General features: G+C 66.6%; 25 protein-coding genes and 1 tRNA gene. 12 read left to right on the plus strand and 14 right to left on the minus strand.

The genetic code is table 11. The annotated features are described in order from the left end of the window. Positions 1-11: 11 nt before the first annotated feature. The gene (locus tag ACVWYO_RS16345; protein ID WP_457352564.1) at positions 12-812 is read left to right on the plus strand and encodes an SDR family NAD(P)-dependent oxidoreductase; all 801 of its coding nucleotides are present in this window, start codon (positions 12-14) and stop codon (positions 810-812) included. 3 nt (positions 813-815) lie between these two features. On the opposite strand, the gene ACVWYO_RS16350 is transcribed toward ACVWYO_RS16345, so the two are convergent. From ACVWYO_RS16350 to ACVWYO_RS16375, 6 genes are all read right to left on the minus strand, one after another. Further along, a complete protein-coding gene (locus tag ACVWYO_RS16350; RefSeq protein WP_457352565.1) occupies positions 816-1,691 on the minus strand; it encodes an acyl-CoA thioesterase in 876 nt (291 codons plus the stop codon). A 140-nt stretch (positions 1,692-1,831) separates the two neighbouring features. Next, entirely contained in the window at positions 1,832-2,959 is a 1,128-nt protein-coding gene (locus ACVWYO_RS16355) for an acyl-CoA dehydrogenase family protein (RefSeq protein ID WP_457352567.1), read from the minus strand. Between the two features lie 99 nt (positions 2,960-3,058). Next, on the minus strand, positions 3,059-4,240 hold the full coding sequence (locus ACVWYO_RS16360; RefSeq protein ID WP_457352569.1) for an acyl-CoA dehydrogenase family protein: 1,182 nt from the start codon (positions 4,238-4,240) through the stop codon (positions 3,059-3,061). After that, positions 4,241-5,653, minus strand: coding sequence for an amidase family protein (locus ACVWYO_RS16365; RefSeq protein WP_457352570.1), 1,413 nt, complete (start codon positions 5,651-5,653; stop codon positions 4,241-4,243). Then, a complete protein-coding gene (locus ACVWYO_RS16370) occupies positions 5,646-7,679 on the minus strand; it encodes a 3-hydroxyacyl-CoA dehydrogenase NAD-binding domain-containing protein (RefSeq protein ID WP_457352572.1) in 2,034 nt (677 codons plus the stop codon). The genes ACVWYO_RS16365 and ACVWYO_RS16370 overlap by 8 nt, the downstream gene beginning before the upstream one ends. Before the next feature lie 119 nt (positions 7,680-7,798). Further along, positions 7,799-9,019: a serine hydrolase domain-containing protein gene (locus ACVWYO_RS16375; RefSeq protein ID WP_457352574.1), complete on the minus strand. Its 1,221-nt coding sequence runs from the start codon at positions 9,017-9,019 to the stop codon at positions 7,799-7,801. Between the two features lie 194 nt (positions 9,020-9,213). Here ACVWYO_RS16375 and ACVWYO_RS16380 point away from each other — a divergent pair, with 194 nt between their 5' ends. Then, positions 9,214-10,920 carry a class I adenylate-forming enzyme family protein gene (locus ACVWYO_RS16380; RefSeq protein WP_457355020.1) on the plus strand — a complete coding sequence of 569 codons (1,707 nt, stop codon included), beginning with the start codon at positions 9,214-9,216 and terminating at the stop codon, positions 10,918-10,920. Between the two features lie 1,451 nt (positions 10,921-12,371). Here the strand turns inward: ACVWYO_RS16380 and ACVWYO_RS16385 are convergent. Beyond that, positions 12,372-13,340 (minus strand): CPBP family intramembrane glutamic endopeptidase, encoded by a 969-nt coding sequence (locus tag ACVWYO_RS16385; RefSeq protein WP_457352576.1) that lies wholly within the window; start codon positions 13,338-13,340, stop codon positions 12,372-12,374. 126 nt (positions 13,341-13,466) lie between these two features. Then, positions 13,467-14,933, minus strand: a complete 1,467-nt coding sequence (locus tag ACVWYO_RS16390; RefSeq protein ID WP_457352578.1) for an FGGY family carbohydrate kinase — start codon at positions 14,931-14,933, stop codon at positions 13,467-13,469. 55 nt (positions 14,934-14,988) lie between these two features. Here ACVWYO_RS16390 and ACVWYO_RS16395 point away from each other — a divergent pair, with 55 nt between their 5' ends. Then, positions 14,989-16,203, plus strand: coding sequence for an AI-2E family transporter (locus ACVWYO_RS16395; RefSeq protein WP_457352580.1), 1,215 nt, complete (start codon positions 14,989-14,991; stop codon positions 16,201-16,203). A gap of 44 nt (positions 16,204-16,247) precedes the next feature. Then, a tRNA-Asp gene (locus tag ACVWYO_RS16400) sits at positions 16,248-16,324 on the plus strand. A 151-nt stretch (positions 16,325-16,475) separates the two neighbouring features. On the opposite strand, the gene ACVWYO_RS16405 is transcribed toward ACVWYO_RS16400, so the two are convergent. From ACVWYO_RS16405 to ACVWYO_RS16420, 4 genes are all read right to left on the minus strand, one after another. After that, positions 16,476-16,685, minus strand: a complete 210-nt coding sequence (locus ACVWYO_RS16405; protein WP_457352582.1) for a DUF2842 domain-containing protein — start codon at positions 16,683-16,685, stop codon at positions 16,476-16,478. Continuing rightward, positions 16,682-17,227, minus strand: coding sequence for a 5-formyltetrahydrofolate cyclo-ligase (locus ACVWYO_RS16410; protein WP_457352584.1), 546 nt, complete (start codon positions 17,225-17,227; stop codon positions 16,682-16,684). The genes ACVWYO_RS16405 and ACVWYO_RS16410 overlap by 4 nt, the downstream gene beginning before the upstream one ends. A gap of 306 nt (positions 17,228-17,533) precedes the next feature. Next, complete coding sequence (locus tag ACVWYO_RS16415; RefSeq protein ID WP_457352585.1) at positions 17,534-17,821, minus strand: cell division protein ZapA; 288 nt, start codon at positions 17,819-17,821, stop codon at positions 17,534-17,536. Then, entirely contained in the window at positions 17,821-18,009 is a 189-nt protein-coding gene (locus tag ACVWYO_RS16420; RefSeq protein WP_140849795.1) for a hypothetical protein, read from the minus strand. Before ACVWYO_RS16420 ends, ACVWYO_RS16415 begins: the two co-directional genes overlap by 1 nt. A 179-nt stretch (positions 18,010-18,188) precedes the next feature. Between ACVWYO_RS16420 and gap the strand changes: the two genes are divergently transcribed. The 3 genes from gap to ACVWYO_RS16435 all read left to right on the plus strand — a co-directional run bounded on the left by gap (position 18,189) and on the right by ACVWYO_RS16435 (position 20,934). Further along, on the plus strand, positions 18,189-19,199 hold the full coding sequence (gene gap, locus ACVWYO_RS16425; protein ID WP_457352587.1) for a type I glyceraldehyde-3-phosphate dehydrogenase: 1,011 nt from the start codon (positions 18,189-18,191) through the stop codon (positions 19,197-19,199). Between the two features lie 140 nt (positions 19,200-19,339). Next, positions 19,340-19,747 (plus strand): MOSC domain-containing protein, encoded by a 408-nt coding sequence (locus tag ACVWYO_RS16430; protein ID WP_457355022.1) that lies wholly within the window; start codon positions 19,340-19,342, stop codon positions 19,745-19,747. Further along, complete coding sequence (locus ACVWYO_RS16435) at positions 19,744-20,934, plus strand: phosphoglycerate kinase (protein ID WP_457352589.1); 1,191 nt, start codon at positions 19,744-19,746, stop codon at positions 20,932-20,934. The genes ACVWYO_RS16430 and ACVWYO_RS16435 overlap by 4 nt, the downstream gene beginning before the upstream one ends. 124 nt (positions 20,935-21,058) lie before the next feature. On the opposite strand, the gene ACVWYO_RS16440 is transcribed toward ACVWYO_RS16435, so the two are convergent. Continuing rightward, entirely contained in the window at positions 21,059-22,267 is a 1,209-nt protein-coding gene (locus ACVWYO_RS16440; protein WP_457352591.1) for an MFS transporter, read from the minus strand. 134 nt (positions 22,268-22,401) lie between these two features. Here ACVWYO_RS16440 and ACVWYO_RS16445 point away from each other — a divergent pair, with 134 nt between their 5' ends. The 5 genes from ACVWYO_RS16445 to ACVWYO_RS16465 are packed head-to-tail and all read left to right on the plus strand — an operon-like array spanning position 22,402 to position 24,961. Next, positions 22,402-23,310 carry a class I fructose-bisphosphate aldolase gene (locus ACVWYO_RS16445; RefSeq protein WP_457352593.1) on the plus strand — a complete coding sequence of 303 codons (909 nt, stop codon included), beginning with the start codon at positions 22,402-22,404 and terminating at the stop codon, positions 23,308-23,310. A 36-nt stretch (positions 23,311-23,346) separates the two neighbouring features. Further along, positions 23,347-23,796, plus strand: coding sequence for a hypothetical protein (locus tag ACVWYO_RS16450; protein ID WP_457352595.1), 450 nt, complete (start codon positions 23,347-23,349; stop codon positions 23,794-23,796). Then, entirely contained in the window at positions 23,786-24,484 is a 699-nt protein-coding gene (thiE, locus tag ACVWYO_RS16455) for a thiamine phosphate synthase (protein WP_457352597.1), read from the plus strand. The genes ACVWYO_RS16450 and thiE overlap by 11 nt, the downstream gene beginning before the upstream one ends. Before the next feature lie 32 nt (positions 24,485-24,516). Next, a complete protein-coding gene (gene relB / locus ACVWYO_RS16460) occupies positions 24,517-24,711 on the plus strand; it encodes a type II toxin-antitoxin system RelB family antitoxin (RefSeq protein WP_457352599.1) in 195 nt (64 codons plus the stop codon). Continuing rightward, a complete protein-coding gene (locus ACVWYO_RS16465) occupies positions 24,689-24,961 on the plus strand; it encodes a type II toxin-antitoxin system RelE/ParE family toxin (protein WP_457352601.1) in 273 nt (90 codons plus the stop codon). Before relB ends, ACVWYO_RS16465 begins: the two co-directional genes overlap by 23 nt. Before the next feature lies 1 nt (position 24,962). On the opposite strand, the gene ACVWYO_RS16470 is transcribed toward ACVWYO_RS16465, so the two are convergent. Then, positions 24,963-25,508, minus strand: coding sequence for a DUF882 domain-containing protein (locus ACVWYO_RS16470; RefSeq protein ID WP_457355023.1), 546 nt, complete (start codon positions 25,506-25,508; stop codon positions 24,963-24,965). Between the last annotated feature and the right edge of the window lie 30 nt (positions 25,509-25,538).

A 25,538-nucleotide genomic window follows, 5' to 3' on the forward strand; every position in this document is an offset into this window, starting at 1 on the left:
GAGAAAACGACATGGCACGGTTCAGCGGAAAATCGATCATCGTTACCGGCGCGGGCTCGGGGATCGGACGCGCCACGGCGTTGCTGTTCGCGAAGGACGGCGGCAGCGTGATCGTCGCCGACCTGAGCGACACGGTCCACGAAACCGCCGCGCTCATCGCGCAGGCGGGTGGCACCGCTCACGCGATCCAGATCGATGCGGGCAACGAGGACGACGTGATCCGCGCGGTGACCGTCGCGTGCGAGACCTATGGCGGGCTCGACATCATGTTCGCCAATGCCGGCATTTCCGGGGGAATGGCAAACCTGTTTGATACCGATGTCGCGCTCATCACCGAAGTGCTGCGCGTCAATCTGATCGGCCCGTTCCTCGCGATCAAACACGCCGCCCCCAAGATCGCCGAGCGCGGCGGCGGGGCGATCGTGCTGACCGCGAGCGTTGCTGGGATCCGCTCGGGGGCCGGGTCCCCGGCCTATTCGGCGTCGAAAGCGGGGGTGATCAACCTCGCGATGGTGTCGGCGCAGCAGCTTGCGGGGTCGAACGTGCGCGTCAATGCGATCTGCCCAGGGTTGACCGAGACCGGAATGACCAAGCCGACCTTCGATTATGCGCGCGAGGCGGGCAAGATCGACCGTGTCGGCCGGCTCAACCCGCTGCGCCGCGGTGCTCAGCCCGAGGAACTGGCGGAAGTCGCGGCGTTCCTCGCGTCGGATGCGGCGAGCTATGTCAACGGGCAGGCGATCGCGGTCGATGGCGGGCTGTCGAGCAGCCATCCGGTGACCAAGCAGGAATATGGCAAGACCGCGGTGTAGCGGTCACTCGCGCAGGCGGATGAGCCCTTCCTGCGCGACGCTTGCGACCAGTCGCCCGTCGCGCGCGAAGATCTTGCCGCGGTTGAAACCGCGCGCATGGCCTGCCCACGGGCTGTCGCAGACATAGAGCAACCAGTCGTCGGCACGGAAATCCTCGTGCAGCCACAGCGCGTGGTCGAGACTGGCGGTCTGCAGCTTGTGCGTCATCCAGTTGACGCCGTGCGCGAGCGTCGCGGTGCCGAGCAGCGACATGTCGGAGGCATAGGCCAGGATCGCACGGTGCAGCGCGGGATCGTCACCGACCGGCGCCACGACGCGGAACCAGCTGTTCTGGCGGGGCTCCTGCTCGACCGGATCAAGCCAGCTGCGCGGGGATACGGGGCGGATGTCGACCATGCGCGGGCGCAGGAACATCGTACGAAATTTTTCGGGGATGCGGTCGATCATCGCGAGGCGGAGGTCGCGATCGCTGGTCAGGTCCTCGGGCGGGGGCACGTCGGGCATCGCATCCTGATGCGCGAGGCCGCCCTCGGGCACCTGGAGCGAGCAGGCGAGGTTGAGGATCGGCACGCCGCGCTGCGTCGCGATGACGCGGCGGGTGGCGAAGCTCTTCCCGTCGAAATCGCGCACGACTCGGTAGAGGATCGGATGGCTCTCATCGCCGGCCCGCATGAAATAGGCGTGGAGCGAATGCGCTTGCTTGGGCGCATCGGTCGAGCGTTGTGCGGCCTGAAGCGCCTGGGCGATGACTTGCCCGCCGAACACGCGGCCGAACCCATCGGTGCCGCGGGGGCCGCGGTAGAGATCGGTGTCGATCTCCTCGATGTCGAGCAGGTCGACGAGTTGCTGCGCAAGCTGGGCGGGGGTGGGGTCGGTCATCATGTCCTTCTTCTCCCGCTCCCGTTCGGGGAGAGGGTCGGGGAGAGGGGCTGTATCGCAAAACGCCGTTCGCGTAACGGCCCTCTCTCGACCTCGCTTCGCTCGGCCACCCTCTCCCGCAAGCGGGAGAGGGAGAGCGGTTAGTACCCCGCAGCTTTCGCCACCTTGTCGGCGTGGAAGTTCGCATCGCCGAACATCTCGGCCAGAACGCGCGCGCGCTTCATGTAGAAGCCGATGTCATACTCGTCGGTCATGCCAATGCCGCCGTGCATCTGCACGCCTTCCTGCACCGACAGCGTCGTCGCCAGCGCGGTCATCGCCTTCGCCACGGACACCGCGGTGTCGGCGTGGGGGCTGTCGAGATCGAGCAGTTGCTGCGCCTTCATCACCGCCGCGCGCGCGACTTCCATCTCGGAATAGAGGTGCGCCGCGCGGTGCTGGAGCGCCTGGAAGCTGCCGATCAGCGTGCCGAACTGCTTGCGCTGCTTGAGATAGCCGACCGTCATGTCCATCGCGCCGCCGCCGACGCCGAGCAGTTCGGCCGAGGCGCCGGTCCGCCCGGCGCGCAGCAGGCGGTCGAGGGGCGACCGGCCGCCATCGACGTCGCCGATCACGGCATCGGCATCGACCTCGACGCCGTCGAACTCGAGCCGTGCGGCGAGGCTCGCATCGGCGAGGCGCTCGGGGGTGGCGGTAAGGTTGGCGGCACCCTTGGGGATCGCGAAAAGCGTCACGCCCTCGGCATCGTCGGCGCTGCCCGCGGTGCGCGCGGCGACGATCAGCAGATCGGCGACATGGCCGTGCGTGACGAACTGCTTCTTGCCGGTTAGCTTGAAGCCGTTGCCCGAACGCTCGGCGGTGAGGCCTACGCTGTCGCGGTGCTTGGCGGCCTCATCGATCGCGAGCGCGGCGACGGTGTCGCCGGCGATGATGCCGGGAAACCAGCGCGCGGCATGCGCCGTCCCCTTGAGCGCCTCGACCGCAGCGACCGCGGTGGTGAGGAAAGGCGAGGGGGACAGGTTGCGACCGATCTCCTCGAGCACGACGCCCGCCTCGACGTGACCGAGCCCGAGCCCGCCTTCATCCTCGCCGATCAGGAGGCCGGTAAAGCCCATCTCGGCGAAGCTCTTCCACAGGTCGCGGCTGAAGCCGGTCGCGTCCTTGCTGTCGCGAAGCCCGCGCATGTGGCTGACGGGGGCCTGCTCGGCGACGAAATCGCGGATCGTGTCCTGCAGGGCGGTTTGGTCTTCGTTCAAAAACAGGGGCATTTCTTACTCCGTCACGCCAGCGGAAGCTGGGGTCTCGTGCCGCCAAGGGCACGCTTCGTTGCGGGGAGACCCCGGCTTCCGCCGGGGTGACGCTTGGTGTTACGCCGGCAGTTCCAAGATGCGTTTGGCGATGATGTTGAGCTGGACCTCGCTCGTCCCGCCTTCGATCGAATTGGCCTTGGTACGCAGCCAGGCGCGCGCCTCGGCGCCGCCGCGCGAGCCCTCGCTCTCCCATTCGAGCGCATCCGATCCGCCCGCGGCCATCATCAGTTCGTGGCGGCTCTTGTTGAGTTCGGTGCCGTAATATTTCATCATCGAGGGCTGGGCAGGGTGCGCGCGGCCGGCCTTCAACTCATCGATGAAACGCTCGGACATCGACCCGAACGCCTTCGCGCGAACCTCGAACATCGCGATGGCGCCACGCAGCAGCGGATCGGCGAGCCGGCCCTCGGCATCGAGCCCGATCGTCGCGATCGCGCCGTCGAGCAACGGATTGCCGCCCGTCGAGGCGAGGCCCATGCCCGAGATCATCTCGCGCTCATGGCCGAGCAGATACTTTGCGACGTCCCAGCCCTTATTCTCCTCATGGATGCGCTGCGACTTGGGGACCTTCACATTGTCCATGAAGGTCTCGCAGAAGGGCGAATAGCCTGAAATCAGCAGGATCGGCTTGGTCGAGACGCCTTCGCTCGCCATATCGAACAGCACGAAGCTGATGCCGCCCTGCTTGCTGCTCTTGTCGGTGCGGACGAGGCAGAAGATCCAGTCGGCCTTGTCGGCATAGGAGGTCCAGACCTTCTGGCCGTTGACGATGTAATGATCGCCGGCATCCTCGGCCGAGGTGGCGAGGCTCGCAAGATCCGAGCCGGCATTGGGCTCGGAATAGCCCTGGCACCAGCGGATTTCGCCGCGCGCGATCTTGGTGAGATACTCGAGCTTCTGCTCCTCGGTGCCATATTTCAGCAGCGCTGGCCCGAGCATTGAAATGCCGAACGAATTGAGCGGATTGCGCGCCTTTATTGCGGCCATCTCTTCGCGCAGAATCTTGGTTTCGGCAGGGGTGAGGCCGCCGCCACCATAGGCCTTGGGCCAGTCGGGCACGGTCCAGCCGCGCGACGCCATCGCGTCCATCCATTCCTTCTGGCCGGGCTGGAAATCCGGATTGCGGCCGCCCCAGCAGGCGTCCTTTTCCGAGCGCACGGGCTCGCGCATTTCGGGCGGGCAATTGGCGTCGAGCCAGGCGCGGGTTTCGCTGCGGAAGGTGTCGAGATCCTGGGTCATCTATCGGCTCCGGATGAGGTCGTGCGCGCGGCGCGCGACGGCGATGGCGGTATGGTCGGCGTAACGGTCGGCAATCACTTGCACGCCGATCGGCAGGCCGTCGGGGTCGATGCCGACGGGGACGCTGGTGGCGGGCAGGAGCGGGAAGGTGGCGAGGCCGGGATAGGCGATCTGCGCGCCGAACGGCGTCGGGACGCCATCGATCCACGCCTGGCGCGTCTCGATTGGGGTGTCGTCATGCGCGAAGGCGGTGGTGCCCCAGGCGGGGGCGATCACGGCGTCGAATGCACGAAACAGGCGGCGCCACGCGCGCCGACACGCTGCCTGCCGATCGAGCAGCACCGGCATCGGCGTCGAGGGCGGGCCGCTCCGCGGCGGCTGGCCGCGCGCCATCGCGACGGCGAGGATGCGCATGTAATCGGCATGTTGCTCTGCGAGGTCGGGCAGGAGGTCGCTGTCGCGCGCCACGCTCGCGCCAGCGGCGGCGAAGGCCGCGCCGATCGCTTCGACCGCGCCGCTGACGGCGCGCGAAGCAGGGGCGAGCGGGTGTTGCGGCAGGAGCAGGATGCGCCACTCAGCGGTGTCGCGGATCGGTGCCTTGGGTAGTGGCAGGTCCGCGGTTAGATCCAGCGCGAGCGCGAGATCGTCAGGATCGCGCGCGAGCGGGCCGATCACGCTGAGATTGAGCGCGGCGCCCTGCGTGCGCGGGAAATAATGGCCATCGGTGTCGAGCATGCCAAAGGTCGGCTTGTGACCCCAGACACCGCAGAAGGCAGCCGGCACACGGATCGAGCCGCCGATATCCGACCCGAACTCGAGCGGGACGAAACCCGCCGCGAGCGCGGCCGCCGATCCGCCCGACGAGCCGCCGCTGACGCGGTCATGATTGTGCGGGTTGCGGGTGCGGCCGTAGACGGGGTTATTGGATTGCAGATCGGCGAGCCCGACCGGCACATTGGTCTTGCCCAGGATAACGGCGCCGGCGGCTTTGAGGCGCTGGACGGCGAGGGCGTCTTCGCTGGCGACATGGTCGGCATGTTCGGGGAAACCCCAGCTCGTCACCAGCCCGGCCACGTCGAAGCTTTCCTTGACCGTCATGGGTACGCCGAGCAGCGGGCGGGCGTCGCCCTTGGGATCGGCGTCGATTGCGCGCGCGGCCTCGCGCGCCCGATCGAAATCGCGGACGACGACGGCGTTGATCTCGCCGTCGCCCGCCTCGATCCGCGCGATCGCGGCGTCGCATTCGGCGAGCGCGGTGGTTTCGCGCGTGCGGATCGCGGCGGCGGTTTGGAGGGCGGTGCGCATCACCGTTACCCCGGCTTGGGCCGGGGGCGGCCGGTTGTGGTGCGGATCGGGTGCCGCACGCCCCGGGGCCCCGGCCTTCGCCGGGGCGACGGCTGTCGGCTCATCCATTGAACCGCCCGCCGCTCTCTGCCTTCGACGTGAGCAACTCGGCGACGGCAAACCCGTGCTTCTCGAGCCCCGCGACGATCTTCTTGAGGCCCTCGGTGTCGGCCCAGAACATCGGCCCACCGCGATACACCGGCCAGCCATAGCCGTAGATCCACACCACATCGATATCGCTCGCGCGCTGCGCCATCTTCTCCTCGAGGATCAGCGCGCCTTCGTTGACCATCGTGTAGAGCGTTTTCTCGACGATCTCCTCATCGCTGATCGCGCGCTTCTGCAGGTTCGATTTCGAGCGGAAATCCTCGATGATCTCGGCCACGCGCGGCGAGGGGGTCGGGTTCCGCTTCTCGTCGTAATCGTAGAAGCCCTTGGCGGTCTTCTGCCCCCAGCGCCCTTCGGCCGCGAGCGCGTCGCGGATGTTCTCGATCCGATTGGGATCGCGGTGCCAGCCGATGTCGACGCCAGCGAGATCGCTCATCTGGAACGGCCCCATCGGCATGCCGAACGCGACATGGACGCGGTCGATCTGCTCGGGCGTGGCGCCTTCCATCAGCAGCTTCATCGCCTCGACCTGACGGGGTTTCAGCATCCGGTTGCCGATGAAGCCGTCGCATACGCCGGCGACCACCGCGACCTTCTTGATCGTCTTCGACAGCGCCATCACGGTCGCGAGGACATCGTCCTCGGTCTGCGCGCCGCGGACGACCTCGAGCAGCTTCATCACGTTGGCGGGCGAGAAGAAGTGCATGCCAACGACGTCGCCGGGCCGCTTCGTCACCGACGCGATCTCGTCGATATCGAGATACGAGGTGTTCGAGGCGAGGATGGCGCCGGGCTTGGCGAGCGCGTCGAGCCGCGTGAAGATCTCCTTCTTCACGTCCATGTTCTCGTACACCGCCTCGATGATGAGGTCGCACTCGGCGAGCGCCTCGAAATCGAGCGTGGGGTTGAGCGCGCCCATCGCGGCCTCGACCTGTTCGGGCTTGAGGCGGCCCTTGGCGGCGGAGGCCTCGTAATTCTTGCGGATCGTGCCCGCGCCACGGTCGAGCGCTTCCTGCGCCATCTCGACGATCGTCACCGGGATGCCCGCCGACAGGAAGTTCATCGAGATGCCGCCGCCCATCGTGCCCGCGCCGATCACGCCGACGCGCTTGATCTCGCGGAGCGCGATCTTGGGGTCGATGCCGTCGATCTTGGCGGCCTGGCGCTCGGCGAAGAAGATGTGGCGCTGCGCGGCGGATTGCACGCCCATCATCAGCTTCATGAATTCCTGGCGCTCGAAGGCGATGCCCTCGTCGAAGCTCGATCCGTCGGCGGCTTTCTCGACACAGGCGATGTTGGCGGCGGGGGCGTCGAAGCCGCGGAAGCGCTTGGCGTTTTCCTTCTTGAACGCGGCGACGGCTTCGGGGTCGGCCTGCGCGACCTTCTCGCGGGCGCGGGGCAGGCGCTTGGTGTCGGCAACTTCGCGCGCGAAGGCGATGGCGTCGGCTTCGAGACTGTCCTCGCCTGCGAGTCTGTCGATCAAGCCGGCTGACAGAGCGAGCTTGGCCGGGATCGGATCACCCTTGGCGGTCATTTCGAGCGCGAGCTTGACCCCGGCAATGCGCGGGATGCGCTGCGTCCCGCCGGCACCGGGGAGCAGGCCGAGCTTGACCTCGGGCGTGCCGATCTTCGCGCTTGGTACGGCGATGCGATAATGGCAGCCGAGCGTCACCTCGCACCCGCCGCCAAGCGCGGTGCCGTGGATCGCGGCGACGACGGGCTTGTCCGACGCTTCGATCATGTCGACCACGGTGGGGAGGCCGGGCTCCTGCATCGGCTTGCCGAACTCTGTGATGTCGGCGCCTGCAAAGAAGGTACGGCCATCGCAGCGGATCACCATCGCCTTGACCTGCGGATTGGCGAGCCCTTCCTTGATCCCTGCCTCGAGCCCCTGCCGCACCGCCGCGCCGAGCGCGTTGACCGGCGGGTTGTTCGAGATGATGACGAGGACGTCGTCGTGGAGTTCGGTGGTGATCGGGGAAGTCATGATGGTCTCCTGTTGAGAGCGACGCCCCGGCGAAGGTGGGGCCGCTGGAGGTGGTCCGCGACGTCAGCGACGCGCGCCCGACCCAGCGGCCCCGGCCTGCGCCGGGGTGACGATGGGGGTCAGATCAACGCACTGTAGATCAACGTCTTCAACTCACGCCGGATCGGATAGATGTTCGACGGCGACACCTGCGTCATGAACACCATGTGCAGCCGCTCGACCGGATCGACGAAGAAGGCGGTCGAGAACATGCCGCCCCAATAATATTCGCCGACCGACCCCGGGATCATCGAGCGCGCGACGTCGATATTGACCGCAAACCCGAGCCCGAAGCCGGTGCCGGCATTCGCCGCCTCGCTGAACAGCGATTTCGACAGCGTCGAGAGATCAGCGCCGCCGGGAAGGTGGTTCATCGTCATCAGCTCGATCGTCTTGCGCCCGACGATTCGCGCACCTTCCAGCTCGCCGCCGTTCAGCAGCATGGTGCAGAAGCGATGATAATCGAGCGCGGTCGAGACCAGCCCGCCGCCGCCCGAGACGAGCCTTGGCGGCTTGCTCCACGCGCTCGCCTCGCCACGATCGTAGAGCACGCGGCCCTTGCCGGGGGCGAGCGTGTAGCAATCGGTCAGCCGGTCGATCTTGTCGGCGGGCACGACGAAGAAGGTGTCGCGCATCCCGAGCGGCGCGAAGATGCGGGTCGCGAAGAATTCGGGCAGCGAAAGCCCCGAGACGCGCGCAACGACCGCGCCGAGCACGTCGGTTGCGACCGAGTAATTCCACGCCGTGCCGGGCGAGAATTCAAGCGGCAGCCGGCCAAGCGCCGCGACGAAGCCGTCGAGATCGAGTCCGCCATGCCAGTTTTCGATCCGTCCCTCGCGGTATGCGGCATCGATATTCGAGCGGTTCTGGAAGCCGTAGGTCAGCCCCGAGGTGTGGCGCAGCAGATCGACCATCCGCATCGGCTCGCTCGTCGGCTTCGTCTGGAACAGCACGCCCGCGCCGCCGCCGTTATAGACGCCGATATCCTTGAATTCGGGCAGCACGTGATGGACCGGGGTGTCGAGCGCAACCTTGCCCTCCTCGACCAGCATCATGGACGCGATCGAGGTGATCGGCTTGGTCATCGAGGCGATGCGGAACAGCGAGCCCTCGTCGATCGCCTCGCCGCCTTCGCGCGCCGCGCCTTGCGACGAAAAATGGACGATCTCGCCATCCTGCGCGATCAGCAGCTGCGCGTTGGGCAATTTGCCCGAATCGAGATAGCGATCCCTGAGAAATGCATCGATCCGCGCGAGGCGGCCTGAGTCGAAGCGTGTGCGGGAGGGCAAGTCTGCGGCCATCGGCGTTTCCATACCCCCTGTTCGAAAGCGAGAACACCCTATTGCCTTGAGTGGCGCGCGAATCAACACTAACCTTGCGCAAATGCTGTTCCCCGGCAAACCCGAGTTTCAACTCGGGCGTGCCCGGCGGGCTTTCGGGAGAGACTATCGTGGATATCGAACCGCTCGTCGCGCTCGATCCGGCCTGGCCCAAGATGACGCTCGATCAGGTCGATGCGGCATTGGTGACGCCGGGCGGAAAGTTCGAGATCGAGACGATCCCGATCCGCGGCATCCCGACTCGCGTGTGGAAGCATGCGCCGCCGTCGCTCGCCTGGCTGATTGCGGCATCGCGTGCGCACGGCGAGCGGATCTTCACCGTCTATGAGGACGAACGCGTCAGCTACGACGCCAATTTCCGCGCGGTCGCGACGCTTGCCCATGCACTCGCCGAGATGGGGATCGGCAAGGGCGACCGCGTCGGCCTTGCTATGCGCAACCTGCCCGAATGGCCGGTGATCTTCTTTGCCGCGGCGAGCATCGGCGCGATCGTCGTGCCGCTCAATGCGTGGTGGACCGCGGGTGAGCTCGCTTATGGCATCACCGATTCGGGCTGCCGTCTGCTGTTCGTCGATGACGAGCGCTATCAGCGGCTGGTGGCGGAGGGCGCGGCTTTCCCGGCGGTCGAAACCACCATCGTCGCGCGCGCCTCGATCGCGCTGGGCGCCGACGCGGTTCGGCTCGAGGATCTGATCGGCACGCCGAACGCCTACGCACGCCTTCCCGAACGCGATCTCCCTGCGGTCGAGCTCGACACCGACGATGATGCGACGATCTTTTACACCAGCGGCACGACGGGCCATCCCAAGGGTGCGCTCGGCACGCATCGCAACCTCACGACCAACATCCTGACTTCGGCCTTCGGCGGCGCGCGCGCGTTCCTGCGGCGTGGCGAGGCACCGCCTGCGCCGGCGCCGAAGACCTTCCTGACCGTGATCCCGATGTTCCACGTCACCGCCTGCAGCGCGACGATGATGATGTCGGTCGCGCTCGGCAACACGCTCGTCTTCATGCGCAAATGGGATACGGTTCGCGCGATGGAGATCATCGAACGCGAGAAGGTGCAGGTCACCGGCGGCGTGCCGACGATCGCGTGGCAGATCCTCGAACATCCCGACCGCGCGACCTACGATCTCTCCTCGCTCGAGGCGATCGCCTATGGCGGCGCGCCCTCGGCGCCCGAGCTGGTGCGGCGGATCTACACCGAATTCGGCGCACTGCCGTCGAACGGCTGGGGGATGACCGAGACGATGGCGACCGTCACCGGGCATGGCGGCGAGGATTATCTCGCGCGCCCGACCAGCGCCGGGCCGCCCGCACCCGTCGCCGATCTCAAGATCATGGACGAGGAGGGCGAGACCGAGCTGCCGATCGGCGAAGTCGGGGAATTGTGGGCGCGCGGGCCGATGATCGTGAAAGGCTATTGGAACAAGCCCGAGGCGACCGCGGCGACCTTCGTTGATGGCTGGGTGCGCACGGGCGATCTCGCGCGGCTCGATGCCGAGGGGTTCCTCTATATCGTCGACCGCGCCAAGGACATGATCATCCGCGGCGGCGAGAATATCTATTCGTCTGAGGTCGAGAACGTCCTCTACGCGCATCCCGCGGTAACCGATTGCGCGCTGATCGGCATCCCGCACCGCACGCTCGGCGAGGAGCCGGCGGCAGTGGTGCATCTGCGGCCTGGCACGAGCGCGAGTGAGGCCGAGTTGCAGGCATGGGTGCGCGCGCGGCTCGCGATCTTCAAGACGCCGGTGGCGATCCGTTTCGTCGCGGACACGCTGCCGCGCAACGCAAACGGCAAGATCCTCAAAAAGGATCTGAAAGCGTTGTTCGAGGATCGGATGAGCGCAGTCGCCTGAGCGGTCCCACAGCAAGACCTTAACCAGATTCGGTAACGCGTCGCCAATCGATCCGCCCGGGCTTTTGGGTAAATTCGGTGTTAACGCGCTGGCGCCGCGACGTGCTTTGCCGCTTTGCTCTGCTGCGGGAACGTGGAAGGGCAGGGCATGGCAGCGACTCGATCATGGAGCGCACGCGTCGCGGCTTTCGAGACCGCGCCATTGGTCGTGCCCTCGCTGTTCGCGCTCGCGCTCCTGCTGCGGGTCGCCGTGCTTTTCGTGCTCCCGCAGATCGCGGTGTCCGATGGCGAATGGTATATGGTGCGCGCCGCCGAAATGGCCCGCGGGATGGGCTATCAGGAGGCCGGATATCCGACCGCCTTCTGGCCGGTCGGCTATCCCGCTTTGCTGGCGGGCAGCATGATACTGTTCGGGCCGGGGCTGTTCGGGCCGTTGCTGCTCAACCTCGTGTCGGCCGCGGTGATCCTCGGTGCGATCGTCTGGCTCGGACGGGTGCTCGGCGCCGGCGCGCTCGCGACGCGGATCGCGGTGCTGCTCTACGCGCTGTACCCGGCGCACATCGCCTATGTCGGCCAGCCGTGTTCGGAGACGGCATCGACCGCGCTGAGCATGGTTGCGGTCGTGGTGCTGATCGCCGGGCGCAAAAACAGCCTCGCGCTGATCGCCGCGGGGGCGCTGTTCGGACTGTCGACGCTGATGCGCTCGCAGATGCTGGTGTTCCCGCTCGGGGTGATCGTCGCGTTGCTGCTGAGTTTCCGCGACTTCCGGTGGCGCGATGCGCTGCGTGCGGTGGTATTGGTGCAAGTGACGCTGGCGGCGGTGGTGTTGCCATGGACGCTGCGCAACGTCGAACGGATGGGGACGTTCGTGCCGGTCTCGACCAATGGCGGCGTCGCGCTGTTCTATGGCGCCAACGACCGTGCGACGGGTGACTGGTTCGCGTGGGAGCGCACGCCGTATTGGGACGAGATGGTCGGCATCCCTTACACCCAGCGCGTCGCGCAGCAGGTCGAGCTCGACCGTCGCTTCAAGGCGCGCGCGATCGCCTGGATCGCCGCGCATCCTGCGCAATGGAGCGTGCTCGGCGTCCGCAAGATGGCGATGCTGTGGCTGAAGGACTCGGACGCCTTCTGGTCGCTCGAAAAGACCTATCCCGATCGCCCGACCGCGTGGCGCGTGGTGCAGGGTGTCGACCAGTTGTATTACATGGCGATCGTCGGCTTGGGCCTGTTCACGCTCGGCGTGGCGCTGCGCGATCGATTGCGCGGGCGGTTCGACCCTGCGCCGCTGCTGCTGCTCGGGTGCATGCCGGCATTCGCGACGCTGACGGCGTTCGGCTTCACCGGCCAGACGCGCTATCATTACCCGGCGATGCCGTTCCTGATCCTGGCGGCGGGTTGGACGCTGGCGCAGCTGCTGCGGCGCCTTTCCGCCCGCGGCCGGCCTGAGGCTCAGGCGTCGAACGCGGTCGCGCGGCGCGGCAGCGTGCGATGGATGATGACGATCGTCAGCAGCAAGACGGGGATGACGAATACGCTGCCCTCGGGACCAGTGGCGCCGCCGGATAGCCATGTCGCGCCGACCGGGTGCGTCAGCAGCAGATGCCCCTGCATCATGCCGCCCGAATCGGGCACGCCATAGAGGAAGGACTGCGCCCAATCCCATGTCGCGTGAAAGCCGATCGCCCACCACAGCGAGCCGGTGCGGTACAGCACATAGGCGAAGGTCAGGCCCGCGAGCGCGACGCTGACCAGCCCCATCGCGGTCTCACCCGTGTTGAAGATGTGCCCGACCGCGAAGAGGCCGACCGAAAGGACCGCCGCCGCGACCCAGAAGCCGATCGTCCGCGCATAGGCGTTGGTCGGCGATATTGCCGAGACGATTCCGGCGATCCCGCGCGCGAGCGTGAATTGCAGAAACCCGCGTGTGAGAAATTCCTCGAACAGCCCGACCAGGCAGAAGGCGACGAGCCACAAGGCGCCATAGCGAAGCGCCTCGCCGAGACCCAGCGCAACGCCGTCGAACACCAGCACGCCCGACAGCGCGAGCATGCCGACGAGCAGCGACAGCATCGCCAGCCCCCACGCCATGCCCTTGAGCAGATCGGGCAGGAGCGCCGCCGAGCGCAGGCCATAGTGCGCGAACGGGCGCCGCTCGATACCCGCGACGAGGAACGCAGCGAGCGCGACGACGAAGAAGCTTGCCGCCTCTCCGCCGATCGTCGGCAGCGGGGCTTGCGGGGTTCCGGCCTTTGGCGTCGGGGGATGGAAGCCCATCGTGACCCCGACCATCACGGCGGCCAAGACCGCGACGAAGATCAAGTCGAGCAGCAGGCTCCACCCGGCGCGCAGCCCATCCTTGCCGATGAAGACGGAAAATCGTGCGCTGTGCGTTCGGCGTGGCACGTCAGTAGCGGTCATGATCGGTCCCTGGCATTTCCGCCGCGGTTGCGTTCGACGGTCGATTCGTAGGCGTGGGCAATACCGCCAAGTGGTTGCGAAGCGACAGACATCGCGCGCGATGCACGACATCTACGCCGGACGGGCTCACGGCACGGCGATCACCCGCTGGACTGCCGCGCGCCAGCCATCGAGCCGCGCGGCGCGATCCTGGTCGGCGATCGCCGGCTCGAAACTCTCGACCGCGCCGCGCATCACGCTCGCCGCGGCAAGATCGGCAAACAGCCCACAGCCGATCCCGGCCAGCATCGCCGCGCCGAGCGCGGTGGTCTCGGCGAATTTCGGCCGTTCGACGCAGACGCCGAGGATATCGGCCATGTCCTGCGCCATCCAATTGTTGGCAACCATCCCGCCGTCGATCCGCACGCTCTTCCAGTCGACGCCATCGGCGGCGAAGGCGGTCTTGAGGTCGTGCGCCTGGTGCGCCATCGCCTCCAAGGCCGCGCGAACGATATGCGCCTTGCCGGTAGAGAAACTGAGCCCCGAAATCGTGGCGCGCGCATCGGGCTCCCACCACGGCGCGCCGAGACCCGACAGCGCGGGGACGCAATAGACGCCGCCATTATCGGGCACGCTGTGCGCGAGCGCTTCGGTCTCGGCCGCGCTGCCGATCAGCCCGACCTCGTCGCGCAGCCATTTGATCAGGCTGCCCGCGACGAACACCGAGCCTTCGAGCGCGTAGGCACGGCGCCCGTCGAGCTGCCACGCGATCGTCGAGAGCAGGCGGTTGCGCGAGGTCGGTGGGGTGGGGCCCGCCTGGCTCAGCACGAACGCACCGGTGCCGAAGGTCGCCTTGGTCTCGCCGATCTTGAGGCACGATTGGCCGATCGTCGCCGCCTGCTGGTCGCCCGCGATACCGCAGATCGGGATTGCCGCGCTGAACAGCCGGGTTTCGCCGAACCGCCCGGCGCAATCGACGATCTCGGGCAAGGCGCCGCGCGGCGCGCCGAACAGCTCGATCAGCCCGTCGTCCCAATTGCCGCTGCCGATCGCCATGAGCGCGGTGCGGCTGGCGTTCGTGGCGTCCGTGATGTGCAGACCGCCCGTCAGTTTCCAGATCAGCCAGCTCTCGACCGTGCCGACCGCGAGTCGCTTGCCCGCCGCCTTGATCTCGGGCCAGTTCGCCATCGCCCAGCCGATCTTGCTTCCCGAAAAATACGGATCGAGCAGCAGACCGGTTTTGGCCTGGACCATCGCTTCGTTACCGACCTCCTTGAGGTCGCGGCAGATCGCGGCAGTGCGGCGGTCCTGCCAGACGATCGCAGGGCTCAGCGGCTCGCCGGTGTCGCGGTCCCAGAACACCATGGTTTCGCGCTGGTTGGTGATGCCGATCGCGGCGATCTTCTCGGCGCCGCCCGCTTCGTCGATCACGGCGCGCGTCACGGCGAGCGTCTTCTCCCAGATTTCGCGCGCGTCATGCTCGACTCGGCCTGGTGCGGGATAATGTTGCGTGAGCTCGACCGCTCTGGTCGCGCGGCATTGGCCGTCGGGCTGGAACAGCATTGCACGAGTCGAGGTCGTGCCTTCGTCGATGACGAGGAGAAGATCGGACATGGGTGTATGGCTAGCGCCGTTTGCGTGGCGTGGGAATGCCGCTACGGTCGCCTGCATGGCAGATCGCGACAACAGCATGAATGGGGCGTTCGAACTGCCCCCGGTTCCCGCCGAGGAGCCCGAGGATGAATGGCGGATCGCGATGCGGCGCGATCGCCTGCTGGCGGCGCTGACGCTGATTGCCGGGGTGGGGCTGACGGTGGCCCTGCCGTTCGCGCTCAAGGCGGGGGCGGAGTTCTTCCTGCCGACGACGGCGGCGTTGGTGATCGCGATCGCCTTGGTGCCGATCCTCGAATGGCTCGAGCGGCGGCGCGTCCCCTCGGCGCTGGCTGCGCTGACCTGCGTGCTGCTGTTCCTGGTGGCGGCGAACGTCGCGCTGGCGGCGATCATCGTGCCCGCGACTGAATTCTTCCGGCGGCTGCCCGAGCGTATCGACCGGATCCAGATGAACATCGCACCGCTGATCGACCTCTACGCAAGCTTCCAGAAATATCTCAACCGCACGGTGCAGCACCTCGCCGCGACCGGCCCCGTCAAGGCGCCGCCGACCGCAGCGGTGACGCCGCCGAGCTCGATCCTCGAACTCGCCGCGAGCTTTGCGCCGTCGGTGATCGTCCAGGTGTTTTTCGGGATCCTGGTCGTCTTCTTCTTCCTGTCGGGCTGGACGCGGCTGCGCCGCCGCACGATCACCAGCCGCTCGAGCTTCGGCGGCGCAATGGCGACCGCGCGCGTGATCCAGAATGTGGTCGACGACACCTCGGCCTATCTCGGTACGATCACCATCATCAACCTCGCGCTCGGGCTGGCGATTTCGGCGCTGCTGTATCTGATGGGGATGCCGTTCCCGCTGATGTGGGGCGGGATCGTCGCCTTGCTCAATTACGTGCCCTATTTCGGGCCGATCACCGCAGCGCTGCTGCTGGCGCTCGGCGGGCTGATGACGTTCCACGATATCTGGGTGGCATTGGTGCCGGCGTTCGTGATGATCGGCTGCCATCTGGTCGAGGCCAATGCGATCACCCCGCTGATCGTCGGGCACCGCCTGACGATCAACCCGATCATGATTCTCGTGTCGATTTCGTTCTGGTCGTGGGTGTGGGGGACGGCGGGGACGCTGCTCGCCGTACCTCTGCTGATCATCCTGCAAACCGTGCTCGGGGCGGCGGGAAAACCCGATATCGCCGGTTTCCTGTTTGAACACGGGACCTTGACCCAGCGCCGCCGCGGTAATTTTGCAAATTCTTCGGAAGAACGCGAAACGGGCGGTTGACAGTCTGGAGTCACCCCCATAGAGACGCGCCTCACGCTGAATAAGCGGGTGTAGCTCAGTTGGTTAGAGCGCCGGCCTGTCACGCCGGAGGTCGCGGGTTCGAGTCCCGTCACTCGCGCCATTCCCTGATTTGGGATGGCGTATCGCGGACTTAGATCCCAGACATTAGAGCGCAAATCTCCGGCCAGCTGTCGTGGTGCAGCTGCTCAGTCTGTCGTGTTTAGCAGGATGGTCTGGGACACTCGGACCCGGCCCCGCGAATCATCCGCGGCCTACCACGTGCCGGTTTCCATCCACGCCAACATGCGCCGGAGCGGCAAAACCCAGATCCAGGCGATTCCCGCGATGAGGTAGAACAGCGCCTGCAGCAGCGGATGCCACTGGCCGACCACGCCCGACAGGCTCGCGGCTGCCACGCACCACAGGCCGATCAAAGCGAGGATGGCGAGCATCCCCACCGGTTTGCGCCAGCTTGGGGTCATGAGCGTTCGATCCATCCGGTTTCGGTGATGATCGCGTGGAGCGGCATGTCCCACGGATCGGTCGGCAGGGTGTCGACCTGTTGAACGCTCCACGCAACACCGATCCGGCGCGCGTGCGGGAATTGCGCGAAGGCGCGATCGTAATAGCCTGCGCCCTGGCCGAGTCGGTCGAGCTTGGCGTCGAAGGCGAGCAGCGGTGTCAGGATGATGTCGGGTGCGAGCGCATCTGCCTCGCTGGCGGGCTGGTGGAGGCCGTAGGGCCCCGCCTGCAGCGCAGCTTCGGTATCCCAGGCCAGGAAGCGCATCGGTTCGCGGCGTGTCGTGACATGCGGCAGCGCAATGCTGCATCCGGCCTCGACCGCTGCGCGCGCAAGCGGGGAGGGGTCGGCTTCGCTGGCGATCGGTACGTAGGAGGTGACGGTCAGGCCTGGCGTGAGCAGCGCGAGAAAGTCGTCAGGTGGCGTGATAGCGGGCGGGCGGCCCGCGAAGAAGGCGTCGCGCTCGGCACGGATACGCGCGCGCAGGGCCGTCTTGTCGATCACGAGCCGTCGCCCCGGCGAAGGCCGGGGCCGCTATAGTGGGCGCGCTGGGCAGGCCGCACGTGCTCAGCCGGCCGCCCCCGGCCCGGGCCGGGGCGACGCAGGCGTCGCAAGGTTTGGGAAGCGGTGGCGGGACCGCCATGGCCGTGTGCCGGGTTATCCTCTGACGCGCGGTACGTCAGGTGGGGATCATGTGCTTCGGGCCAAGACCCTAGCAGGGACAACCCCCTTGGATGATGAATAGCCTCAGGGATAATAAAGGCTCGTACCGGGCAGTGCCCGCCACCAGAGGATATAGGCGCTGTGCGGCTATTGCTCAAGGGAGTTGGCGAGCGATTCGAGCCGCTCGGCGATCGTGGTGAGCAGTACCTCGTCCTTGATCTCGGCCGGGCGGCGATTGGCCTCCTCCAGCGAGTCGGCGAGCATGAGCGCGACGAACATCATCGTGCGTTCGCCGCTGAGCCCGCCCGAGGCGCGCACCGCCATCGGCCATTGCGCGTCGAGCATCGCGGCGAGGCGGCGCAACTGGTCCTCCTGACCGTCGGGGGAAGCGAGGACGTGGCGACGATCGCCGATCTCGAGCGTGACGTCGGCCATCAGGCTTCGCTCTCGCGCGCGATCACCGCATCGAGCGCGGAGACGGCTTCGGCCATGCGGGTGCGGAGCTTTTCGTGGCGCTTCTGGAGGGCGGTGTTGCTGGCGGTGCGGGCGGCGGCGGCGGCTTCGATGCGCTCCAGCGCGCGGTCGATGCGGTCGAGGGTCGAGGAGGTGGAGGTGTCTGCCATTCCGAGTGAGATAGCATGGCGGACCGCCCGAACAAGGCGGGTTCGTGCGCGCGCCGCCCGACTCGCCGCGCGTTCGGGGCGGTTGACGCGCTCGCCGCGCGCCCGCAAAGACGCGCGCATCGAAGAAGAGTCGGCGGCGCGCCGCCGATCGACCGCAAGTGCTTGAAGGAGCCAGGACGATGACGATCAAGGTAGCGATCAACGGTTTTGGGCGCATTGGCCGCCTTGTTGCGCGTGCTGTGCTCGAGCGCGGCGACACGGGTCTCGAACTGGTGGCGATCAACGATCTCGCCGACGCCAAGTCGAACGCCTGGCTGTTCAGCCGCGATTCGGTCCACGGCAAATATCCCGGAGACGTCTCGGCCGAAGGCAACGATCTCGTCGTCGATGGCAAGCGCATCCGCGTCACCGCCGAGCGCGATCCCGCCAATCTTCCGCACAAGGAACTCGGCGTCGACATCGTGCTCGAATGCACCGGCTTCTTCACCGATCGCGAGAGCTGCCAGAAGCATCTCGATGCCGGCGCCAAGAAGGTGCTGATCTCGGCGCCGGGCAAGGGCGTCGACCTGACCGTCGTGTTCGGCGTCAACCACGACAAGCTGACCGCCGAGCACACGATCGTGTCGAACGCCTCGTGCACGACCAACTGCCTCGCGCCCGTCGCCAAGGTGTTGAACGACGCGATCGGCATCGAACGCGGCCTGATGACCACGGTCCATGCCTATACCAACGACCAGAAGATTCTCGATCAGATCCACCCGGATCTGCGTCGTGCGCGTGCCGCGGCGATGAACATCATCCCGACCACGACTGGTGCCGCCCGCGCCGTCGCCGAAGTGCTGCCCGAACTGAAGGGCAAGCTCGACGGTTCGGCGATCCGCGTTCCCGTTCCCGACGGCAGCCTGGTCGATCTGTCGTTCGTGCCATCGCGCGACACCACGCGCGAGGAGGTCAACGCGGTGCTCAAGGCAGCGTCGGAGAGCGGTCCGCTCAAGGGCGTACTGGTCTATTCGGACGAGCCGCTCGTCTCGATCGACATCGTTCATACGCCGGCCTCGTCGACGATCGACAGCCTCGAGACCGCGGTGATGGACGGCAAGCTCGTCCGCGTCGTCAGCTGGTACGATAACGAATGGGGCTTCTCGAACCGGATGGTCGATACCGCCGGGGCGATGGGGAAGTTCCTCTGATGCAAGACGCCGTCGCCTCGGCGCAGGCCGGGGTCGTTCTGCTGGAGGGCTCCACGCCCGATATCGCAGCGGCCCCGGCCTCCGCCGGGTCGACGGGAGTTTTGGCGGGTATTGCCCGCCACGGCCGACCCAAGGGGCCGATGGAGACCGTCGATCATGTCGAGGTCACGCTCGACGGCGGTCTGCACGGCGATTTCCGGGGGACGATCAAGCCCGGCGGCAAGGGGCGGCGGCAGGTCACTTTGATCGAACGCGCCGACTGGGATGCGGCGATGGCCGAGGTCGGACACAGCCTGCCATGGTTCGAGCGGCGCTCGAACCTATTGGTCGAAGGCCTTGATCTGCCACAGATCGCCGGCACCAAATTGCGTATCGGGGACGATGTCGTCCTCACCATCACGCGCGAGACCGATCCGTGCGAGCGGATGGAAGCGCTCGCGCCGGGCCTTAAGGCGGCACTGCTGCCCGATTGGCGCGGCGGCGCCTGTTCGCGTGTCCTTGTCGGCGGGATCATCCGCGTCGGCGATTCTATCAGGGTGGAACCATGACAAGAGCCTTCAAGACCCTCGACGACATGGGCGACGTGCACGGCAAGCGCGTGCTGGTCCGTGAAGACCTCAACGTGCCGATGGCCGACGGAAAAGTCAGCGATGACACGCGTTTCCGCGCCACCTTGCCGACGGTGACCGAACTGTCCGACAAGGGCGCGATCGTCCTGATCCTCGCACATTTCGGGCGGCCGAAGGGGATGCGCAATCCGGACATGTCGCTGGCGCTGTTGACCAAGCCGTATGAGACGGTGCTCGGCCGTCCGGTCCAGTTCGTCGACTATGACGGTGCCAGCGAAGCAATGGCGAACCTCCAGCCGGGCGACGTTGCGATCCTTGAGAATACGCGTTTCAATGCCGGCGAGGAAAAGAACGACCCGGCCTTCGCCGCGGAACTCGCCGCGCTCGGCGACATCTATGTCAACGATGCGTTCTCGGCCGCACACCGCGCGCACGCCTCGACCGAAGGGCTCGCGCATCTGCTCCCGGCCTTCGCTGGTCGCGCGATGGAGACCGAGCTCGACGCGCTCGACAAGGCGCTCGGCAATCCCGAGCATCCCGTCGCAGCCGTGGTCGGCGGCGCCAAGGTGTCGACCAAGCTCGACGTGCTCAAGCATCTCGTCGCGCGCGTCGATCATCTCATCATCGGTGGCGGGATGGCCAACACCTTCCTCGCGGCGCGCGGTGTCGATGTCGGGAAAAGCCTGTGCGAGCATGAGCTTACCGGCACTGCCGAAGAGATCTTCGCAGCCGCCGAGCAGGCGAATTGCACGATCCATCTGCCCTATGACGTGGTGGTGGCGAAAGAATTCCGCGCGAATCCTCCGGTTCGCACCGTCAACGTCCATGAAGTCGCCGCCGACGAGATGATCCTCGACGTCGGGCCGGCCGCGACTGAGGCGCTCGCCGACGTGCTCAAGAATTGCCGCACTCTGGTGTGGAACGGCCCGCTCGGCGCGTTCGAGACACCGCCGTTCGATACGGCGACGGTCGCGCTCGCCCAGACCGCGGCGGCGCTGACCAAGAGCGGATCGCTCGTCTCGGTCGCAGGCGGCGGGGATACCGTGGCGGCGCTTAACCAGGCGGGCGTGGCGGACGACTTCACCTTCGTCTCGACCGCGGGTGGCGCGTTCCTCGAATGGATGGAAGGCAAGGACTTGCCGGGGGTTGCTGCGCTTTCGCGCTAACGCCTCCTGCTCAAGCGCTTACCGCTTCACCGGTTTAGTGGAGCGCGCACCGTCCCTGTTCTGCTTTGCGGATACCGTGAAGCAGAACAGCCGTTCGACACGCTCCTGCCAACCCTGGTGGCGATCAATCGCTCGACTGCGCCGCCTTGCCTCCAGTGGATGGCCGATCGAACAGCCCGTACAGCAGCATCGCCACGCCGCCGATCACCGCGCCGATCAGGCTCGACAGCGACCACCCACCCGCCGCGAAGCTCGCGCTGCCGATCAGCGATCCGCTCGCGCCGAAGACGAAGACGATCGTCATGTACGCGGCGTTGATTCGTCCGCCCGCGCTACTGTCGAGCGCGAAGATGATGCGTTGCCCCGAGATCTGGTTGAGCTGCACCGCTGCATCGATCAGCAACGCGGTCACCGCGAAGGCGATCAGCGCGCTTGCCGCGACGACCAGATCGGCGACGACGAACGACACGGTGAGCAGCGACAGCGCGAACAGCGTGGTGGCACGCGCGCGGCCCTTGTCGGCGAAATGGCCGGCGATCGGCGCTGCAAGCGCGCCGCCGGCGCCGGCCAGCGCGAACAACGCCACGCCGTTCGCGCCAAGCCCGAAACGCTGCGTCAGGACAAGCGGCGCCACGGTCCAGAACAGGTTGAACGCGATAAACAACAACGCCTGATACGCCGCGCGCAGGCGCAGCGCGGGATAGCGTCGCAACAGATCGAACGACGATGCGAGCAACGCTGCATAGCGCAGCGTGCTTTCGGGCCGCCGCACTGGCAACATCAGCAGCAAGGCGAGCCCAACCAGGGCAGTGACGCCAGCCGAGCAGAAGAACAGCGCGCGCCATCCGAGCGCTCCGGCGACGAAGCTCGCAATCGGCCGCGCGAGCATGATCCCGGTGAGCAGTCCGCTCATCACGAGCCCGATCGTACGGCCTTGCCGCGCCTGGCTGCTCAGTTTTGCGGCGAGCGGCACAAGGATCTGTGCGCCGACAGAACAGATCCCCATGATCGATGCCGCGACGAGGAACGTGCGCGGACCCTCCGCCATCGCGATGCCGATGCAGCCGAGCGCCGCGCCCGCGGTAGTGATGATGATGAGGCGCTTGTTCTCGATCAGGTCGGACAAGGGCACGATGAAGGCGAGGCCGAGCCCATAGCCGAGCTGGATCAGCGTGACGATCCCGCCCGCCGCCGCCGGCGACAGGCCGATGTCGGGGCCGATCAACTCGATCGGCGTCTGCGCATAATAGAGATTGGCGACCATCGCGCCACAGGCGACCGCCATCAGGGCGGTGACGATAGGGGACAGGTCGTGCGTATCAGGATCGCTCATCGCACAGCGAAAGCGCGCGGGCCGGCAAAAGGCAAGTGCGCAGGGCACAATCGCCCGACCCGAGATTGCTGCGTTGCAGTGCAATGCAAGGCTGACTATCAGCCGCATAAAGAGTCACAACTGGAGAGCTGTCGATGACCCCAATAGTTCAAGCCATTCTCGACAAATATGAGTCGGATAGCCCTGCGACCAAAGCGAATCTTGCGCGCATTTTGATGCACGGCAAGCTCGGCGGCACGGGCAAGTTGGTGATTCTTCCGGTCGACCAGGGCTTCGAACACGGCCCGGCACGCAGCTTTGCGGTCAACCCGCCCGCCTATGACCCGCATTATCATTGGCAGCTCGCAGTCGATGCGGGCCTTTCGGCCTTTGCCGCACCGCTCGGCATGATCGAGGCAGGCGCACAGACCTTTGCCGGCCAGGTCCCGACGATCCTCAAGGTCAACAGCTCGAACAGCTGGGCGCAGGGCGCCAACCAGGCCGTGACCGGTTCGGTCGAGGACGCTGTGCGGCTCGGCTGCGCAGCGATCGGCTTCACCATCTATCCGGGTTCGGACGATCTGTTCGAGATGATCGGCCAGATCCGCGAAATGTCGGCGGAGGCCAAGTCGGTCGGGATCGCCACCGTGATCTGGTCGTATCCGCGCGGCGGCGTGCTGCCCAAGTCGGGCGAGCTGGCGCTCGACGTCGGCGCTTATGCCGCGCACATGGCGGCGTTGCTCGGCGCGCACATCATCAAGGTCAAGCTGCCGAGCGATCATATCGAGCAGAAAGAGGCCAAGCCGATGTACGAGGGCACCGACTGGTCGAACCAGGCGGATCGCGTCAAGCATGTCGTCCAGTCGAGCTTCGCCGGGCGCCGCGTGGTCGTCTTCTCGGGCGGTGCGGCCAAGGGGGCCGACGCGGTCTATCAGGACGCGCGCGACATTCGCGACGGGGGCGGCAACGGCTCGATCATCGGGCGCAACACCTTCCAGCGCCCGCGCGACGAAGCGCTCGAGATGCTCGCCAAGATCATCGCGATCTACAAGAACGAAGAATAAGCCGTGGAATTCGCCTATCATCGTAGCCTGGCTCCGATGATAGGCGTCCTGCTCGGCATCGCGATCGTCGAGATGCTGGTGGTGCATCTTGTCGTCGTCGCGTGGTTCGGCGGGTGGGCGGCGTTGGTCGTCGGCGTGCTCGATGCGTCACTGGTGATTGCTCTGATCGGCCTGATCCGGTCATTCCGGCGCTTGCCCGTGACGCTGGCCGACGGCGTGCTGACGATGCGCGCGGGGGCGCTCCGATCGATTGCGATCCCGGTTGCCAATATCGCCGGATTGCGGGCCAGCTGGGATGCCGCGGCGATCAAGCAGCGTGGTGTCCTCAACCTTGCGTTGGCGAGCTGGCCGAGCGTTGTCGTCGATCTCGATCCGCCGATCGAGCAGCGCCGCGGGCGCCGCGTCCATGCCGTAGCGCACAAGCTCGATGATCCCGTGGCTTTCCATGCCGCGATCGCGGCGCTATCGCGCAGGGATGGATATTGAAGACGCACGCGGCGAAGACCCGCTCGGCCCGCTCGACCCCAATTTCGCGGCGCGCTTCACGCGCGATATCCGCCGGCCGCCGTGCCAGCTTTATTTGATCTCGCCGCTCGATGTGACCGGTGGCTTCCCTGATCGGCTGCGTCGAGCGCTCGACGCCGGCCCGGTCGCGGCGTTCCAGTTTCGCGTCAAGGACGTCGACCAGCATGTCGCGGCGGCTCTGGCCGATCCATTGCAGCGGATCTGCGCCGACGCCGACGTCGCGTTCATCGTCAACGACAGGATCTCGCTCGCCAAGCGGCTCGGGGCCGATGGCGTGCATCTCGGGCAGGACGATGGCGACCCACGCGAAGCGCGTTCCGAACTGGGTGCCGCGGCGCAGATCGGTGTTTCGTGCGCCGACAGCCGCCACCTCGCGATGGAAGCGGGCGAGGCAGGGGCGGACTATGTCGCGTTCGGTGCCTTCCATCCGACGACGACCAAGGTCACCGAGCATGTCGCCGATCCGGTTCTGCTGAGCTGGTGGACGACGGTGTTCGAAATCCCGTGCGTCGCGATTGGCGGGATCACGCCGGCCAATGCCGCGCCGCTCGTCGCGGCGGGTGCGGACTTCGTCGCAGTGTCGAGCGCGGTGTGGGGCGGGGACGAGGCGGCGGTGGTTCAGGCCTTCGCGGCGGTGCTTGCCCGGTAGAGACTCGCGGGCATTTGTGCTATCGCCTCGGCATGGCCAAGCTGTCTCCGATTGAGTCCGAATTCGCCACCACCGAGGAGGCCGAGGCGTATGACGTCTGGTTTCGCGCGAAGGTGCAGGAAGCGCTCGATTCGACCGAACCCGACGTGCCGCATGATGTCGTGATGGCGAGCGCTCGGGCGATCATCGAGAAGCACAAGGCTGATGCGGCTCGTTTGGCGCGCTAAGGCGCGGAGAGACTTCGATTCGATCGTCGATTATATCGCGAAGCGTAATCCCGCGGCTGCTGAAAGACTTGAGGCTCTCATCCAGCGATCGGTCGAGTTGCTTGTGTCACATCCGTTCATGCACCGGGTGGGGCGCATTCCCGAAACGCGCGAAGCCGTCGTCCACCCCAACTATATCGTCGTCTACCGTATTGAAAACGACGTGATCACGATCATCGCCGTTTTGCACACCCGGCAGGATTATCCCTGACTCACCACTGCCGCACGCGGCCCGTATCGACATGCACGAACCCGTCGCGCGGATAGTATCCCACGCCGCCGCCGCCGAGCGCGAGCGCCGCGCCGTGCAGCCGGTCGAGCCGCACGCCCGCGACCTTGATGTCGGTTGCCTTCCCCAGCATGTGCTGGCTCTGGCTCGCAACGCCGGTATGCGCGCCGCCCTTGGCGCGCAGCGAGGCGTTGGTGGCGGGGGAGCGATAGCCCGAGATCAGGTCGATCTTGGTGCGGCCGGTCAGTTCGAGCTTGTCGCGCAACCGCACGAGCAAGGCCAGCAAGCGACGGTCCATCGCGGTCGCTTGGCCGGTGCGCCAGTCGCGCAGGCCATGATTGAGCTCGGCTAGACCCTGGGGGACGAACGCGCCGTTGCGCGCGAACAGGGCGTCGACAGTCTCGTTGGTATGGACGTTGCGGATCGCCAGGCGCCATTCGGTACCGACCGCCACCGCAGGAAGCGGGAAGGAGAGGGCAGCGCCGCCAGCAAGAACGCCGCCGATGAGGCCACGCCGCGACAGGGTCATTTCGGGGTTGCGTATTTTGTCGGACACAAG

This window comes from Sphingomonas sp. UYP23 (genome assembly GCF_054059235.1).

Coding starts and splice junctions, on each gene's coding strand:
- ACVWYO_RS16405 (WP_457352582.1), bottom strand. CDS start 16,685: ATGACCCCAAGCTGGCGCAAACCGGTGGGGATGCTCGCCATCCTCGCT.
- ACVWYO_RS16355 (WP_457352567.1), bottom strand. CDS start 2,959: ATGCCCCTGTTTTTGAACGAAGACCAAACCGCCCTGCAGGACACGATC.
- ACVWYO_RS16445 (WP_457352593.1), top strand. CDS start 22,402: ATGACCCCAATAGTTCAAGCCATTCTCGACAAATATGAGTCGGATAGC.
- ACVWYO_RS16470 (WP_457355023.1), bottom strand. CDS start 25,508: ATGACCCTGTCGCGGCGTGGCCTCATCGGCGGCGTTCTTGCTGGCGGC.
- ACVWYO_RS16465 (WP_457352601.1), top strand. CDS start 24,689: ATGCGGCTCGTTTGGCGCGCTAAGGCGCGGAGAGACTTCGATTCGATC.
- ACVWYO_RS16370 (WP_457352572.1), bottom strand. CDS start 7,679: ATGACTTCCCCGATCACCACCGAACTCCACGACGACGTCCTCGTCATC.
- ACVWYO_RS16385 (WP_457352576.1), bottom strand. CDS start 13,340: ATGACCGCTACTGACGTGCCACGCCGAACGCACAGCGCACGATTTTCC.
- ACVWYO_RS16380 (WP_457355020.1), top strand. CDS start 9,214: ATGACGCTCGATCAGGTCGATGCGGCATTGGTGACGCCGGGCGGAAAG.
- ACVWYO_RS16390 (WP_457352578.1), bottom strand. CDS start 14,933: ATGTCCGATCTTCTCCTCGTCATCGACGAAGGCACGACCTCGACTCGT.
- ACVWYO_RS16435 (WP_457352589.1), top strand. CDS start 19,744: ATGACAAGAGCCTTCAAGACCCTCGACGACATGGGCGACGTGCACGGC.
- ACVWYO_RS16360 (WP_457352569.1), bottom strand. CDS start 4,240: ATGACCCAGGATCTCGACACCTTCCGCAGCGAAACCCGCGCCTGGCTC.
- ACVWYO_RS16375 (WP_457352574.1), bottom strand. CDS start 9,019: ATGGCCGCAGACTTGCCCTCCCGCACACGCTTCGACTCAGGCCGCCTC.
- ACVWYO_RS16350 (WP_457352565.1), bottom strand. CDS start 1,691: ATGACCGACCCCACCCCCGCCCAGCTTGCGCAGCAACTCGTCGACCTG.
- gap (WP_457352587.1), top strand. CDS start 18,189: ATGACGATCAAGGTAGCGATCAACGGTTTTGGGCGCATTGGCCGCCTT.
- ACVWYO_RS16430 (WP_457355022.1), top strand. CDS start 19,340: ATGGAGACCGTCGATCATGTCGAGGTCACGCTCGACGGCGGTCTGCAC.
- ACVWYO_RS16345 (WP_457352564.1), top strand. CDS start 12: ATGGCACGGTTCAGCGGAAAATCGATCATCGTTACCGGCGCGGGCTCG.
- ACVWYO_RS16415 (WP_457352585.1), bottom strand. CDS start 17,821: ATGGCCGACGTCACGCTCGAGATCGGCGATCGTCGCCACGTCCTCGCT.
- ACVWYO_RS16395 (WP_457352580.1), top strand. CDS start 14,989: ATGGCAGATCGCGACAACAGCATGAATGGGGCGTTCGAACTGCCCCCG.
- ACVWYO_RS16420 (WP_140849795.1), bottom strand. CDS start 18,009: ATGGCAGACACCTCCACCTCCTCGACCCTCGACCGCATCGACCGCGCG.
- ACVWYO_RS16440 (WP_457352591.1), bottom strand. CDS start 22,267: ATGAGCGATCCTGATACGCACGACCTGTCCCCTATCGTCACCGCCCTG.
- relB (WP_457352599.1), top strand. CDS start 24,517: ATGGCCAAGCTGTCTCCGATTGAGTCCGAATTCGCCACCACCGAGGAG.
- ACVWYO_RS16450 (WP_457352595.1), top strand. CDS start 23,347: ATGATAGGCGTCCTGCTCGGCATCGCGATCGTCGAGATGCTGGTGGTG.
- thiE (WP_457352597.1), top strand. CDS start 23,786: ATGGATATTGAAGACGCACGCGGCGAAGACCCGCTCGGCCCGCTCGAC.
- ACVWYO_RS16365 (WP_457352570.1), bottom strand. CDS start 5,653: ATGGATGAGCCGACAGCCGTCGCCCCGGCGAAGGCCGGGGCCCCGGGG.